Below are 14,118 nucleotides of genomic sequence, written 5' to 3' on the forward strand. Positions count from 1 at the left end.
GGATCACGCGCTGGCCGCGATCACCACCAGGATCACGACCACCAGCACGAGCAGCGCCACCTTCAGCGCCGCGGGCCAGGGCTCACCCGGCGTCGGTGGCTGCGGCGGCGCGCCCTGCGCCGGCACCGCGGCGGGCCCGTTGAACACGTCGTGCCCGGTGAGCGCCGCCCGGGTGCACCAGGGGCACGCGGTCAGATGCGAGCCGAACGCGTGCAGCGGGCGGCCCGGGCAGACCCGTACCAGCGCGCGCTCCTTGTCCAGGGCGCGCAGCCACGCCTCGGCCGGGGGCCGGGTGGCCGGGTCGTGCACGCCGGGGCCGAAGGCGGAGCGGGCCAGGGCGAGGAGTTCGGGCGGGAGCACGGAGGGGTCGATGGTGCCGCGCGGGATGACCACCCGCTCGGGGCGCACGACGTACGAGCAGCTGGCGGCGATGTTGTCCTTGACGGTCGACTCGGAGGCGCTGTCGTGCGGGACGCCGCCGAAGGGGTGGTTGCCCGCGGTCAGCAGCTGGTAGACGAGGACCGCGAGGGCGAAGTCGTCGGTGGCGCGGGTGGCGGGGCCGCCGGCCTGCCGCTCGGGGGACGAGTAGTCGGTGGTGTGCATCAGGCAGGGGAAGAGTTCCCCGGTCACCGGGTCGTCGAAGGCGATGGAGTCGCAGTCGAGGAAGGTGACGAAGCCGTTGGCGTCGACGACGACGTTGCTGCTGGAGAAGTCGCCGATGACGAGGTTGTCGTAGTGCATGCGGGCGGTCATGAAGGCGAGGTTCCAGGCGACGCCGAGCAGAAAGCGCCAGTCCGCCCGGTCGGCGAAGAGCTTGAGGCGCTGGGCCCGGGTGAACAGGCCGATCAGCTGGACGTGCTGGGGTTCGCCGAAGCGGCGCATGGCGTAGCCGAGGAACTCGCCCTGGGCGCCGCGGGCGAGGGCGGTCGGCCAGGCCAGTTCGGGCGGCTGGGAGGCGTCGGTGGGGCGGGCCGCGAGGGGGGACATGGTCAGCATCCGCTTCAGTCGGCGCTCCTGCTCGGGGCCCGGGGGTTCGCGGTACAGCTTGACGACGATGCCGTCGTCGCCGACGACGGGGAAGACGGCCGCCTGGCCGCCGCCCTTGAGGGGCAGCTCGGCGAGGGTGACCGGCTTGCCGTCCAGGAACACGGTGAGGCCGCTCATGGGCGCGCCTTGAGCACGGCCCGCAGCAGGGTCTTGTCGTCGGCGTTGAGGGCGGTGAGCCGGTCCGACCGGAGGAGGGTCGCGAGGCCATCGTGGGCGGTCTCGCTCACCGGACCGGGAACGTCGAGGGAGCGGAAGACGGCCTCCGCGAACGACGCGTTCGGGGACAGCGCGCCGCCTCCGGAACGGTTGAGCGCGGCCTGCGCCAGTCCGTCGGTGGACAGCAGCACCCCGTCGATCCCCTCGTCGGACACACAGTCGGTGTGCACCCAGCGGGCCGCGTCCGGCGACGTCAGGAAGACCGTCTCGTTGCTGTACTCGCTGGCCGCCGCCGGCTGCGGCAGCAGATGGAACTGCCGCTCACCGTCCTCCGTACCGGCCCGCAGGACGACGAAGCCGTCGCCCACGGTCAGATGGCCGAGCCAGCCCCGCGCGAGCACGACCACGGTGAGCGTGGTCGCGAAGTCCGCCGCGTCGGCACCCGTCCGGTCCAGGAACACCTTGCAGACGTCGTGGAAGGCGTCCTCCAGCAGCTCGTGCACGGCCTCACCGGGACGGCGGTCCGCCGCGGTGGCGGCCCGGCGCGCGAAGTGCTCGGCGGCCAGCTCGACCGCGAGGCGCGAGCCCTCCTCGGAGCGCGGTCTGCTGCCCGCGCCGTCCGCGACCGCGAGGACCGCCACGGACGCGGTCACCGCGTACGCGCAGGCGTCCTGGCAGGGCAGCCCCTGGCGGCGGTGCCGGTAGCCCTCGACACTCATGCCGTGGATCCGCCACGGCGTCTCCCGCTCGTCGACTCCGGTCATCAGTCAGGAATCCCATCCGGTCATCGGTCACGATTCCCAGGCCGGGCGCTGTGTCTTGAACTGGCTGAAGATCTTCTCGAAGACCTCGTCGCCCGCCCCCTTCTGCTCGGCGTTGGCACTCGCGGACATCATCTGGAGCAGCTCGCGGAACGGGAATCCCTGGAGCCGGGCGTTGAACTTCGGCGCGAACGCCTGGAGCACCTGCTCGCCCCTGTCCGTGATCCCGCCGACGCCGATCGCGTACAGCCGGAAACGGCGGGCCCGCTGCTCGTCCGCGAGCACCGGGATCAACCGGTGCCAGGTGTCGGTGAGATGGCCGGTGACGTCGGTCGGCAGTCCGTCGGTGACCAGACAGATCTGCGGCCGGTAGTACTGGAGTCCGGAGGCGCGCAGCTCGGCCTTGCGGGCGGCGACGATGTGCATGGACAGTTCGAGGGCCTCGGTCATCAGGGTGACTCCGGCGGCGGCGAGCCGCGGCGGCTGGAACATGTGCGCGGGCACGAAGGGGCTCACCGGGGCGCGTGGGGCGAGGAGCTGGGGCCCGCGCCAGGCCGCGACGCCGTTGCCGCCGAAGGTGACCACGGCGACCTCGACGCTGTAGCTGAGGCTGACGTCGTCGTGCAGTTCCCGGGTCCACTCGGCGAGCGCGTTGTTGAGCGTCTGGATGGGCTGACCCGCCATGGAGCTGGAGATGTCGAGACAGAGCACGAGCGGCAGCCGCTGGGCGTTGTTCTCGAACTCGATGTCGGCGTATTCCGCCGGCAGGGTGGGCGGGTATTCGCTGTGCATGGGGATCTCTCCTGGTCTCAGGGCCGGCCGGCTTTGGCGTGCCGTCCGGTGGTCGGCGGAAACGCGTAGAGGACGTCGGAGTCCCGTTCCCGTGCGTCGGTGACGTCGACGAGTCCGCCGGGTGCGGGCGGCGGGCGTCCCGGCTCGGCCCATACCGCCCGGTACAGCACGTGGTCGACCTCGACATAGCCCTGCGGGTGCAGTTCGGTGCGGACGACGGCGGCCCTGACGGGTCCCGGTACGTTGCCGACCCGCCGTCCGTGGCGGGGCGTCGGCGTGACCCTGAGACGGGTGGTGGCCTCGTCGGGCGCCCGGGTGCGCGGCGCGGCGACGGTCGGTACGGCGCCGATGCCCGGCGCGGCGAGCGCGCGCCGGGACAGGGTGCCGACAGCGTGGGAGGAACGGCGGATCAGGAAGAGGAGCAGTCCGAGGAGGAGGACGAGTACGGCGCAGAGGACGGCGAGCACCTGGGTGGCGGTGTCCCAGCCGGAATCGGCGACCGGGTCGGAGCCGGGTTCCGAACCGGGGTCGACGACGTTCCCCGGCTCCGTGTTCCGGCCGTTCTTGCCGGTCTCGCCGTTCTTGTCGTTCTGGCCGGTCCCGCCGGACGGGGAGGTCCCGGTGGGGTCCGGCGTGACGGGTGGCGGGTCCTGGGAGCCGGAGACGGTGTACGTGTGCCGGGAGAGGTCCACGGCCAGGCGCGCTGCGATGAGCTCGCGGCCCTTGAGGGCGCGGCCCTCGCGGAGCGGCGCGCAGAGTTCCTTGCCGTCCTTGGATCTGCACACCCCGACGGTGTCCAGTTCGTCCAGGGTCTTCGGTCCCGGCGGGTCGATGACGGCGTCCTCCGCGACGAGCCTCGCGTTCGGCTCCGCCAGCATGAGGAGTGCCGTTCCGCCCTCTCCGGTACGGCCGCCTCGGGGCACCTCGACCACGAGTCCCTGGCGCTGCGCCAACAGTGCCTTCTCGAATCGCTCGCGGTCCTCGGCAGCGCCGTCGAACGGCACCGCCCGGTCGAGGGTGACGTGAACGGTCCCCTCGTCGATCGACCGGGACCAGCACTGGAGCCGCTGGTCGAAGTGCGCGCCGCACGGCTCGGCAGCCGTCGCCGGTCCCGCCGGAGCGAGTGCGGCCAGCAGTCCGGAAAGCATGGTGAAGGAAAGCCGACGCCGCATCGAAAACCCCCCGTGGCCCAAAGAAACACCCCCGTGGCCCTGAAAGGCACTCGCCCATAGTGGCGGAAACCGGCGGGCGTCCGGAAGGGTTTGAGTCACGCGACAGGCATATCTTCTACAACTCGAACACCTGATGGCAGCGGGTGAACATCTGTCTCGCCCGTTCCACCCAATCGCTGGCCAAAGCATCGAAATCTGTTTGCGTCAGGCGACAGGTCAGGGGAAGGTCGCACACCCCCGCGAGACAAGGGCGCGGGCCCCGTACATCCCACACGGACAACATGGGGTTCAGTTGTTCGGTATTCCACGCGTTCGACGCTGCCGCGGCGACGGCGAGTTGGTCCCGGCGCAGATAATGCCCGTCCGTCGCGAAGGCGACCAGCAGCCTCTTGGTCGTCATGAATCGCACGGTGACCATCCGGCCCGTTTCCTCCAGGTCGAATTGCATGGAGACGGAAACGGTGTCGGTCGCGGTGTGGTAATTCCGTCTGGCCACCCAGTTCTGCACCAGCTGCCGCCAGTGCGTGCCGATTTCCAGGATCTCGTGGCCACGGCCGGAAAGGGACTCAGGCGTCGCCACGGCCCACCGCCTCGGCGACCATGGCGTCGGTCAGACCGGCGTCGAGCAGCGCCTGGGCGTGCGACAGCAGACAAGAGGGTACGGACACGCTGCTGCTCTCCTTGCGGCGCTTCATCAGGTCCTGGGTGCGCGCCTTGATGCTGTGGGCCACCGTGGGCGGCGGCCAGACCGCCTGCCGGGGCTCATGTTCCAGCAACCCGGCCAGGAGATCGTCCAGTTGGGGCCGGTCCTCGGGCCGCTTGGCCAGGCAGCGCGCGACCAGCTCCCGCATCGGCCCGGACATGCCGTCGAGTTCGGGTTCGGCGAGGACGACCCGGTAGCGCACGGCCTCTCCGCCGCCGTGCGGAGGGCGCCCGGTGAGGGCGTACACGAGGACCCCGCCGAGGGAGAAGACGTCGCTGGGCGGGCCCACCGCGGCTCCCTTGATCTGCTCGGGCGACATGAAGGGCGGAGTACCGACGACGACGCCGACCTGGGTGAGACCGGGGGCGCCGTCGACGCGGGAGATCCCGAAGTCGATGACGCGCGGCCCGTCGGAGGCGAGGAGCACGTTCGCCGGTTTGAGGTCACGGTGCACCACGCGTGCCGCGTGGATGGCCTGGAGCGCCTCGACCAGGCCGGCGCCGAGCCGCCGTACCTGCGGCTCGGGCAGGGGCCCGTCGGTGTGGACCGCCTCGGCGAGCGAGGGGCCCGGCACGTACAGGGTGGCCAGCCAGGGCAGTTCGGCCTCGGTGTCGGCGTCGACGACGGCCGCGGTGTACGCGCCGCTGACCACGCGTGCCGCCGCGACCTCGCGCGCGAAGCGCTCCCGGAACTCGTCCTCGGCCGCGAGTTCGGGCCGCACCACCTTCACCGCCACCTCGCGCCCGGAGGGCGAGCGGCCGAGATACACCCATCCCATGCCGCCGGAGCCGAGCCGCCCCACGATGCGGTAGGGACCGATCTTCATGGGGTCACTGACAGGCGTACGCACCCCGCCCACCTCATTTCGGGGCTCACTGCAGGATGTCAGGAGTGTCCCGCGAAATCCCCGCTTTTTCAGCCGTTCCGGCACGGGCGGGGTGCAGGAGACGAAAAAGCCGGGGCCCCGCACAGATGTGCGCGGGACCCCGGCGGGGTGCTGTCACCGCGGCCGACCTCCGCAACGGTCGCAGGTCAGGGCAACTCAGGTCGGCCGCGGAGCCACAGTGGGCGTCAGCCCAGGCGCTGCACCAGCGCGCGGTACTCGTCCCACAGCTCCTTGGGCGTGTGCTCGCCGAAGGTGTCGAGGTGCGCGGGGACCAGGGCGGCCTCCTCGCGCCAGACCTCCTTGTCGACCGTGAGCAGGAAGTCGAGGTCGGAGTCGGCCAGTGCGAGACCGTCGGTGTCGAGGGACTCCCGGGTCGGCAGGACACCGATCGGCGTCTCGACGCCCTCGGCCTTGCCCTCGAGGCGCTCGACGATCCACTTCAGGACGCGGCTGTTCTCGCCGAAGCCGGGCCACACGAACTTGCCCGCGTCGTTCTTGCGGAACCAGTTCACGTAGTAGATCTTCGGGAGCTTCGCCTGGTCCTTGTCCTTGGCGACGTCGACCCAGTGGCCCATGTAGTCGCCCATGTTGTAGCCGCAGAACGGCAGCATGGCGAAGGGGTCGCGGCGCAGCTCGCCGACCTTGCCCTCGGCGGCGGCGGTCTTCTCGGAGGCGACGTTCGCGCCGAGGAAGACACCGTGGTTCCAGTCGAAGGACTCCGTCACCAGCGGCACGGCCGTGGCGCGGCGGCCGCCGAAGAGGATCGCCGAGATCGGCACGCCCCTGGGGTCCTCCCACTCGGGCGCGATGATCGGGCACTGCGAGGCGGGCGTCGTGAAGCGGGCGTTGGGGTGCGCCGCGGGCGTGGCGGACTCCGGGGTCCAGTCGTTGCCCTTCCAGTCGGTCAGGTGTGCCGGAGTCTCCTCCGTCATGCCCTCCCACCAGATGTCGTTGTCGTCGGTGAGCGCGACGTTGGTGAAGACGGAGTTGCCCCACAGCGTCTTCATCGCGTTGGCGTTGGTGTGCTCACCGGTGCCGGGCGCGACGCCGAAGAAGCCGGCCTCGGGGTTGATCGCGTACAGCTGGCCGTCCTCGCCGAACCGCATCCAGGCGATGTCGTCGCCGATCGTCTCGACCGTCCAGCCGGAGATCGTCGGCTCCAGCATGGCGAGGTTCGTCTTGCCGCAGGCGCTCGGGAAGGCGGCGGCCACGTACTTCGACTCGCCCTGCGGCGGCGTCAGTTTGAGGATCAGCATGTGCTCGGCGAGCCAGCCCTCGTCGCGCGCCATCACGGACGCGATGCGCAGGGCGTAGCACTTCTTGCCGAGCAGCGCGTTGCCGCCGTAGCCGGAGCCGTACGACCAGATCTCGCGGGACTCCGGGAAGTGCGAGATGTACTTCGTGGAGTTGCACGGCCACGGCACGTCCGCCTCGCCCTCGGCCAGCGGCGCTCCGAGCGTGTGCACTGCACGCACGAAGAAGCCGTCGTTGCCGAGCTCGTCCAGGACGGGCTGTCCCATGCGGGTCATGGTGCGCATCGACACGGCGACGTAGGCGGAGTCGGTGATCTCGACGCCGATCGCGGAGAGGTCCGAGCCGAGCGGGCCCATGCAGAACGGGACGACGTACATCGTCCGGCCCTTCATCGAGCCGCGGAACACGCCGCCCTCGCCGCCCTGGCCCTGGAAGATCTCCCGCATCTCGGCGGGGGCCTTCCAGTGGTTGGTCGGGCCCGCGTCCTCCTCCTTCTCGGAGCAGATGAACGTCCGGTCCTCGACCCGCGCGACATCGGTCGGGTCGGAAGCGGCGTAGTACGAGTTGGGGCGCTTGATCGGGTCGAGCTTCTTGAAGGTGCCCTTGCGGACGAGCTCCTCGCTCAGTCGCTCGTACTCGGCCTCGGATCCGTCACACCAGACCACGCTGTCCGGCTGGGTCAGTTCGGCGATCTCGTTGACCCACGAGATCAGTTCCTTGTGGTTGGTCGGGACGGGAGCCGCGATGTCGCGCGCCACGATTGCTCCTAAATGAGGGTTTTGTTTTGGTGCCCCGTGGGGGCTGCGACCCGGATGCTTCACGGTGATGGAACCCCTGGCGCTCATCCGGTGCCGACCGCACTCATTTGATGATCCGACTGAGCCGCGCATATGTCCAGAGGGCCGCACACCTGAGCGGAGTGAGCATCGCCACTTGCCGGAAGGTTTCCCCCCGCTCACTCCGGGTTCACCGCGAGCACCCCGCGACGTCCGGCCACCCGCGTGAGATCATGGCCACCATTGCGGTTCGCTTATGCGGGACTGACACGTAACTTACGGTTCCGTAGGTACGATTCGGCCCATGACTGCGTCCGTCCCCGACGCGCCCACGGACACGCCGGCCGCCGGCCCCGCGTCTGTCGCGCACTCCTTGTCGGAAGAGATCAAGCCCAAGCTCCGCGGCTGGCTGCACCTCGGCATGTTCCCGGCCGCCCTCGTCTCCGGACTGATCCTCACCGCGCTGGCGACCTCGACCCGCGCTCGCATCGCCTGCGGAATCTTCGCCCTGACGGCCTGCCTCCTGTTCGGAGTGAGCGCCCTCTACCACCGCGGCAACTGGAGCCCGCGGATGGACGGCGTCCTGCGCCGGCTCGACCACGCGAACATCTTCCTGATCATCGCGGGCACCTACACGCCGCTGACCATGCTGCTGCTGCCCGAGGCCAAGGGGCAGTGGCTCCTGTGGAGCATCTGGGCCGCCGCGGCGGCGGGCATCATCTTCCGGGTGTTCTGGGTCGGCGCCCCGCGCTGGCTCTACACCCCCTGCTACATCGCGATGGGTTGGGCGGCCGTCTTCTTCCTGCCCGACTTCATGCGCACCGGAGGCATCGCCGTCCTCGTCCTGGTGATCGTCGGCGGCCTGCTCTACAGCGCGGGCGGAGTGATCTACGGGATCAAGCGCCCCAATCCGTCACCGCGCTGGTTCGGATTCCACGAGGTCTTCCACTCCCTGACCCTCGCGGCGTTCATCGTGCACTACGTCGGCATCTCACTGGTGGCCTACCAGCACGGCTGATCCTCCTCACCGACCCCCCTCCTCCTTCATGGCCGCGGCTCTCGAGCCGCGGCCATGACGCGTTTCCGGCGCGCGACACCGGCCGGCACCAACCCCCGCGCGGCGACAACACCCTTCCCGCGAGCCCGCGAGTCCACGAACTGGAAGCTACACCGCATTGACAGTATCCACCTTTTGAGAGCTACTCTCATTTCATGGTGACTCCCACGCAAGACGACGCCGTACTGCTCGACCCCCGCCGCTGGTGGGCCCTCGGGGCCCTGGTCGCGAGCATGCTCGTCCTCGGCTTCGACATGACGATCCTCAATGTGGCGCTGCCGACGATGGCCCGGGACCTGGGGGCGTCCACCGGGGAGCAGCAGTGGATGGCGGACGCGTACGTCGTCGTCTTCGCCTCGCTGATGCTTCCGGCGGGCCTGCTCGGCGACCGCTTCGGACGGCGCCGCATGCTCATCACGGGCCTCGGCGTCTTCCTCGTCGGCTCCCTGGTCGGCGCCCTCGTCGACGACGTCGTCTGGGTGATCGCCGCCCGCGCCCTGATGGGGGTCGGCGGCGCGCTGGTGATGCCGCTCGCGCTCGCCGTCCTGCCCTCGCTGTTCGGACCCGACGAGCGAACCAAGGCGGTCGGAGCCGTCTCCGCGGCCTCGGCGCTCGGCCTGCCGCTGGGCCCGATCATCGGCGGCTGGCTGCTGGACCACTTCTGGTGGGGCTCGGTCTTCCTGGTCAACGTTCCGATGGCCGCCATCGGCGTCACCGCCTGCGTCTTCCTGCTCCCCGAGACCCGGGACCCCGCGTCTCCCCGGGTCGACGCCGTCTCCACCGCGCTCACCGCGGTCGGCCTCAGCGTCCTGATCTACGCCATCATCGAGGCCCCCACCCGCGGCTGGGGCGACCCGCTCGTCCTCGGCGCCTTCGCCGCCTCCGTCGTCCTGATCGCGCTGCTCGTCGTCCGCGAACGCCGCAGCGCCCGCCCGATGCTGGATCTCTCCCTGCTCGCCCAGCGCGGCTTCCTGCTCAACACGCTCGCCGCGACGCTCGTCATGTTCGTCCTGTCCGGCCTGATGTTCGTGCTGCCGCAGTACCTCCAGGCGGTACTCGGACACGACGCGCTCGCGACCGGCGTGCGGATGCTGCCGATGATGGGTGGACTGCTGATCGCCTCCAGGGGCGCTCAGCCGCTGCTCGCCCGGTTCGGGGCGCGCTCGGTGATCAGCGCGGGTCTCGTCGTCCTCTCCTTCGCCGCGTTCCTCGGAAGCCGTACGACCGTCGACGACGGGTACGGCGTCACCGCGCTGTGGCTGTCCATCGCCGGGCTCGGCTTCGGCTTCGCCGTGGTGCCCGCGATGTCCGCCGCCCTCGGCGCACTCCCCCGCGACCGGGCCGGCCGCGGCTCCGGGCTGCTGATGACGGTGCGCCAGGTGGGCGGCGCGATCGGTATCGCCCTGCTCGGCTCCCTGTTGGCGAGCACCTACGCCGACCGCCTCGACACCTCCGCGCTGCCGCGCGCCGCCGCGGACGTCGCCACCGACTCGGTGGTCGGCGCCCACGTCGTCGCCGACCGGCTCGGCGACCCCGCCCTCGCCGCCTCCGCGAACGCCGCCTACATCCACGGCATGGACCTGGTCCTGCTGGTCAGCGGGATCGCGGCCCTGGTCACCGCCCTGCTGGCGGCGGCCCTGCTGCCGAGCCCCCGGCGGTCCGCCCCCGTACCGGAGGAGGACACCGACATGGCCCCGGCCCCGGCGGATGCCGGACAATGAGGACCATGGCCGCCACCGCACAGAGTTCCACTCCCGCCGCGGAGCCCCAGCCCGGGCTCCGCGAACGGAAGAAGATCAAGACCCGCATCGCGATCCGCGAGGCCACGTACCGGCTGATCGGGGAGCAGGGGTACGACGCGACGACGATCGAGCAGATCGCGGAGGCGGCCGAGGTCTCCCCGTCCACGGTGTTCCGCTACTTCCCGACCAAGGAGGACATCGTCCTCACGGACGAGTACGACCCGCTCCTGGAACAGGAACTGCGGGAGCGCCCCGCGGACGAGCCGTGGTTCGACTCCCTGCGCCATGTGCTCAGCAAGGCCATCGGTCTCAACGACTCCGAGGACCCCGAGGTCAGCCGGCTCCGGACACGGCTGATGGTCGAGGTCCCCGCGGTGCGTTCCCGGATGATGGAGAGCGCGTCCGTCACCGGGCGGCTGCTGAGCCGGGCCATCGGGGAGCGCGTCGGCCGGGACCCGGACAGCCTGGAGGTCCGCGTCTTCGCGATGTCCCTGATCGGCGGTCTGATGGAGACCTCCCTGTACTGGGCCGAGAACGGCCACCGGGACGACTTCGCCGGCCTCGTCGAGCGCGCCGTGAACGTCCTGGAGCACGGCCTCCCGCCGGGAAACCCGGAGGCCCCGGGCGCATCCCGCATGACATCCTGACCGCGTGAACGGACCGGAGATCCACATCGAATTCGCCCCCGAACTGGGGCTGTTCGTCCCGCACGCCCGCCGCGCGGGAGTCACCCCCGTCGGCACCGACGGCTCCTCCACGCTCGGTCATGTCGTCGAGTCGCTCGGCGTCCCGCTGACCGAGGTCGGCACCCTGGTCGTGGACGGGCGTGACGTGCCCTTCTCGCACATCCCGGCCGCGGGCGAGTCCGTGCGGGTCCGCCCGGTCGAACGCCCGCAGCCGGTCCCCGGCGCACCGCTGCGCTTCCTCCTCGACGTCCATCTCGGCACCCTCGCCCGCCGTATGCGCCTGCTCGGCGTGGACACCGCGTACGAGTCCACCGACATCGGCGACCCGGCCCTCGCCGCCCGTTCCGCGGCCGAGCGGCGCGTGCTGCTCAGCCGCGACCGCGGACTGCTGCGACGCCGCGAACTGTGGGCGGGCGGCTTCGTCTACAGCACCCGCCCCGACGACCAACTCCGGGACGTACTGGGCCGGTTCGCACCCGAGCTGAAACCCTGGACGCGCTGCACCGCGTGCAACGGCCTGCTGGAGAAGGCCACCAAGGAACAGGTCGCGGACCAGCTGGAGAGCGGCACCGAGCGGTCGTACGACGTCTTCGCCCAGTGCGCGGCGTGCGGGCGCGCCTACTGGAAGGGCGCGCACCACGACCGGCTGGAAACGGTCGTGGAGCGCGCCCTCGCGGAGTTCGGGACCTGACGGGCCCCGGGCCGGGGTTCGCCCCCGGTCCAGGGCCCGAGTCCGGACCTAATGCTTGATCAGATCCTTTTTGCCGCAGGCCAGTCCGTCCTTGCTCGGATCGAGTCCGAGCGGATCGTCCTTTCCGTTGATCCGCAGCCGCCCGTAGTCGTTCTTCTTCAGCCACGCGCAGCGGGAGACCGTCGTCTTCTTCACCCCGTCCGGGAAGACCGTCGGCACACAGACGTTGATCGTGCCGTAGTGGCGGTCACAGCCGGAGATGGTGGTGGACACCTTCTGGGAGGCCCGCTTCTTGCCCGGCTCCTTCACGGCGCCCTCCAGCGAGTCGGCGAAGGAGTGCACATGCGCCGAGGCGGTGTCCCCGGCGAGCGCGGACGGCCCCTGGAGATGCACCCACTTGGCCACCGACGGAACGCCGTTGGCGTCGACCGCGAAGAGCATGTACCAGCCGGGCGGCGCCATGTTGGGGTTGCTCGTCACATTGAGGTCGACGTTGTTGCCGTTCACGCTCAGCGGCAGGTCCACGTACCGCTGATTGGGGTCGGACGAGTGCGTCACCGCGGCGGGCCGGATCAACTCCGCCTTCACGATGGGCCGATCGACCGTGATGCGCTGCGTGTCCCCGTACACCCACTCGTTGTCGATCACCGAAGTGATCGTCGGACGGGTGCCCTTGAGGAGGTACGGCGGGGTGTAGATGGACACGTTGTGGTTCCAGGTGCCGTTGCCCGGATTGTCACCGGTGGCCATCACCCGGCCGTCGGGCAGCAGGAACGCGGAGGAGTGGTAGCCACGCGCCTGCGGGTCGGCGGTTACCGGGTCGAAGGTCGAGGTCGCGGGGTCGAAAATCGACGCCTCGAAGACGGGGTCGGCGCGGTTGTGCAGTCCGCCGCCCGTCTCCAGGACCTTGCCGTCGGGCAGCAGTACGGCGGAGACGTACATCTTCCCCTGGGCGCCGGTCTGCGCCACCTTGCCGTTGCCGAGGTCCACCGTGCCCTGCGGGATCTGCGGGCCCACCGTGTACGCCGGGCTGGCGGTCTTGAGGTCGATGATGTCGGTGAGCCGGTTCGCGGCCGGGTTCGAGTCGATGTTGCCGCCACCGATGGTCAGGACCTTCTGGTCCTGCGCGGGAGGCAGCAGCACGCTCGCGGACTGGTCGCGTTCGTCCTTGTTCTGCAGACCGGGGACCGCGGTCGTGGTGTTGGCGTCGTAGTCGTAGATCGCGGAGCCGGTGCCCGGGGTGCCGTTGCCGAAGACATGGCTGCCCGAGTAGAAGAGCCGGCCGTCCTGCATCAGGATCATCGACGGATACAGACCCCAGAACGACCACGTCTGGTTGACCTGCCACAGCGGCAGCCACTGCTGCTGGGCGTTCGACCACCGCTCGGCGGTCACCGAACCCGACGAGTCCTCGCGCAGACCGCCGAACGAGATGATGTCACCGTTGCCCAGCTCGGTGGCCGACGGATACCAGTGACCGTCGTTCAGGTCGTTCGTCTTGCTGTACGTCTCGGTGACCGGGTCGAAGATGTACGAGTCCTTGTACCCCTCGTACCCGTGCCCGCCCGCGACCGGGAAGGCCTTGTTGCCGCTCATCACCAGCACCCGCCCGTCGGCGAGCTGGACGTGCCCGGCACAGAACATGTCCTTGGGTGTGGGGATCACCTTGTACGAGCCGGTCGCCGGGTTGTAGACCGCCGACGTGAACGTGCCCGCGTCGAAGTTCTCCTCACTGTTCCCGGAGCCCGCGATCAGCAGCACCTTGCCGTTCCTGAGGACGACGGAGTGCATGGAGCGCACCGGGTTCTGCGTCGGCAGGACCGTCCACTTCCCGTTCGCGCACTCCTCGGCCGTGCCCGTGCAGGTGGCCGGCGGAACGGGGTCGGCGACCTGCTCCATCGTGTAGTCGTCGGTCGTCGCGGAGCCCGTGCCGTACACGGACACACCCCAGGTGATGCGGTCGGTGCCCGCCGGGACGGCCGGAGTGCGCACCGTCGCCTGCGTCCAGGCCGCCGCCAGGTCCAGGGTCTTGAGGTCGGTCCAGTACTGCCAGCCCGCCGTGGTGTCGTGCCGGAAGAGCGTGATCGCCGCGTCGGGGGTCGTCGTCCTGTAGTAGAGCCCGAGGTCGTACTGCTTGCCCACGGTGACCACCGGCGCGCACGCGGCGGACTCGGTGATCAGCGCCTTGCGGTCGCCGTCGACCCGGCGGGTCAGCGTCACCTTCATGGCCTTGGAGCCGGAATGGGCGTCGGTCACGGTCGCGAAGCTGAAGTCGTTGTCGCCCCAGCCGGACTTCTCCCAGCAGGACGGCATCCCGTCCGTACCGCCGGTCTCGAAGCCCGGGTTCGTGATCAGGTTGACGGCGGACGCGGGCTGCGGTGACACGAGCAGCAGC

General features: G+C 70.3%; 12 protein-coding genes. 4 read left to right on the forward strand and 8 right to left on the reverse strand.

The features are described 5' to 3' along the window. Nucleotides 1-3: 3 nt before the first annotated feature. The 7 genes from ACFWBT_RS08705 to ACFWBT_RS08735 all read right to left on the reverse strand — a co-directional run bounded on the left by ACFWBT_RS08705 (nucleotide 4) and on the right by ACFWBT_RS08735 (nucleotide 7,529). Nucleotides 4-1,164 (reverse strand): hypothetical protein, encoded by a 1,161-nt coding sequence (locus ACFWBT_RS08705; RefSeq protein ID WP_385697450.1) that lies wholly within the window; start codon nucleotides 1,162-1,164, stop codon nucleotides 4-6. Then, the gene (locus ACFWBT_RS08710) at nucleotides 1,161-1,967 is read right to left on the reverse strand and encodes a PP2C family serine/threonine-protein phosphatase (RefSeq protein WP_385697452.1); all 807 of its coding nucleotides are present in this window, start codon (nucleotides 1,965-1,967) and stop codon (nucleotides 1,161-1,163) included. The genes ACFWBT_RS08705 and ACFWBT_RS08710 overlap by 4 nt, the downstream gene beginning before the upstream one ends. 27 nt (nucleotides 1,968-1,994) lie before the next feature. Continuing rightward, nucleotides 1,995-2,756: a hypothetical protein gene (locus tag ACFWBT_RS08715; RefSeq protein WP_385697453.1), complete on the reverse strand. Its 762-nt coding sequence runs from the start codon at nucleotides 2,754-2,756 to the stop codon at nucleotides 1,995-1,997. A gap of 17 nt (nucleotides 2,757-2,773) precedes the next feature. Then, on the reverse strand, nucleotides 2,774-3,928 hold the full coding sequence (locus ACFWBT_RS08720) for a hypothetical protein (protein WP_385697454.1): 1,155 nt from the start codon (nucleotides 3,926-3,928) through the stop codon (nucleotides 2,774-2,776). A gap of 115 nt (nucleotides 3,929-4,043) precedes the next feature. After that, nucleotides 4,044-4,508 (reverse strand): hypothetical protein, encoded by a 465-nt coding sequence (locus tag ACFWBT_RS08725; protein WP_385697456.1) that lies wholly within the window; start codon nucleotides 4,506-4,508, stop codon nucleotides 4,044-4,046. Then, a complete protein-coding gene (locus ACFWBT_RS08730) occupies nucleotides 4,495-5,457 on the reverse strand; it encodes a serine/threonine-protein kinase (RefSeq protein WP_385697457.1) in 963 nt (320 codons plus the stop codon). Before ACFWBT_RS08730 ends, ACFWBT_RS08725 begins: the two co-directional genes overlap by 14 nt. A gap of 245 nt (nucleotides 5,458-5,702) precedes the next feature. After that, entirely contained in the window at nucleotides 5,703-7,529 is a 1,827-nt protein-coding gene (locus tag ACFWBT_RS08735) for a phosphoenolpyruvate carboxykinase (GTP) (RefSeq protein WP_385697459.1), read from the reverse strand. 322 nt (nucleotides 7,530-7,851) lie between these two features. Here ACFWBT_RS08735 and ACFWBT_RS08740 point away from each other — a divergent pair, with 322 nt between their 5' ends. From ACFWBT_RS08740 to ACFWBT_RS08755, 4 genes are all read left to right on the forward strand, one after another. Further along, nucleotides 7,852-8,565, forward strand: a complete 714-nt coding sequence (locus ACFWBT_RS08740) for a hemolysin III family protein (RefSeq protein WP_385697461.1) — start codon at nucleotides 7,852-7,854, stop codon at nucleotides 8,563-8,565. A gap of 194 nt (nucleotides 8,566-8,759) precedes the next feature. Further along, nucleotides 8,760-10,325 carry an MFS transporter gene (locus tag ACFWBT_RS08745; RefSeq protein WP_385697462.1) on the forward strand — a complete coding sequence of 522 codons (1,566 nt, stop codon included), beginning with the start codon at nucleotides 8,760-8,762 and terminating at the stop codon, nucleotides 10,323-10,325. Then, on the forward strand, nucleotides 10,322-10,993 hold the full coding sequence (locus ACFWBT_RS08750; RefSeq protein WP_385697464.1) for a TetR/AcrR family transcriptional regulator: 672 nt from the start codon (nucleotides 10,322-10,324) through the stop codon (nucleotides 10,991-10,993). Before ACFWBT_RS08745 ends, ACFWBT_RS08750 begins: the two co-directional genes overlap by 4 nt. Nucleotides 10,994-10,997: 4 nt before the next feature. Then, on the forward strand, nucleotides 10,998-11,723 hold the full coding sequence (locus ACFWBT_RS08755; RefSeq protein WP_385697466.1) for a Mut7-C RNAse domain-containing protein: 726 nt from the start codon (nucleotides 10,998-11,000) through the stop codon (nucleotides 11,721-11,723). 48 nt (nucleotides 11,724-11,771) lie between these two features. On the opposite strand, the gene ACFWBT_RS08760 is transcribed toward ACFWBT_RS08755, so the two are convergent. Continuing rightward, the gene (locus ACFWBT_RS08760; RefSeq protein ID WP_385697514.1) at nucleotides 11,772-14,036 is read right to left on the reverse strand and encodes a galactose oxidase-like domain-containing protein; all 2,265 of its coding nucleotides are present in this window, start codon (nucleotides 14,034-14,036) and stop codon (nucleotides 11,772-11,774) included. Nucleotides 14,037-14,118: the final 82 nt, after the last annotated feature.

Origin of the sequence: Streptomyces sp. NPDC060027 (genome assembly GCF_042737005.1) — a bacterium.
Classification (GTDB): domain Bacteria; phylum Actinomycetota; class Actinomycetes; order Streptomycetales; family Streptomycetaceae; genus Streptomyces.

What these genes read in the sequence shown, in the direction of transcription:
- ACFWBT_RS08705 (WP_385697450.1), bottom strand. Translation starts at nt 1,164, where the DNA reads ATGAGCGGCCTCACCGTGTTCCTGGACGGCAAGCCGGTCACCCTCGCC.
- ACFWBT_RS08710 (WP_385697452.1), bottom strand. Translation starts at nt 1,967, where the DNA reads ATGACCGGAGTCGACGAGCGGGAGACGCCGTGGCGGATCCACGGCATG.
- ACFWBT_RS08715 (WP_385697453.1), bottom strand. Translation starts at nt 2,756, where the DNA reads ATGCACAGCGAATACCCGCCCACCCTGCCGGCGGAATACGCCGACATC.
- ACFWBT_RS08720 (WP_385697454.1), bottom strand. Translation starts at nt 3,928, where the DNA reads ATGCGGCGTCGGCTTTCCTTCACCATGCTTTCCGGACTGCTGGCCGCA.
- ACFWBT_RS08730 (WP_385697457.1), bottom strand. Translation starts at nt 5,457, where the DNA reads ATGAAGATCGGTCCCTACCGCATCGTGGGGCGGCTCGGCTCCGGCGGC.
- ACFWBT_RS08740 (WP_385697461.1), top strand. Translation starts at nt 7,852, where the DNA reads ATGACTGCGTCCGTCCCCGACGCGCCCACGGACACGCCGGCCGCCGGC.
- ACFWBT_RS08745 (WP_385697462.1), top strand. Translation starts at nt 8,760, where the DNA reads ATGGTGACTCCCACGCAAGACGACGCCGTACTGCTCGACCCCCGCCGC.
- ACFWBT_RS08750 (WP_385697464.1), top strand. Translation starts at nt 10,322, where the DNA reads ATGAGGACCATGGCCGCCACCGCACAGAGTTCCACTCCCGCCGCGGAG.
- ACFWBT_RS08760 (WP_385697514.1), bottom strand. Translation starts at nt 14,036, where the DNA reads ATGCCGTCCTGCTGGGAGAAGTCCGGCTGGGGCGACAACGACTTCAGC.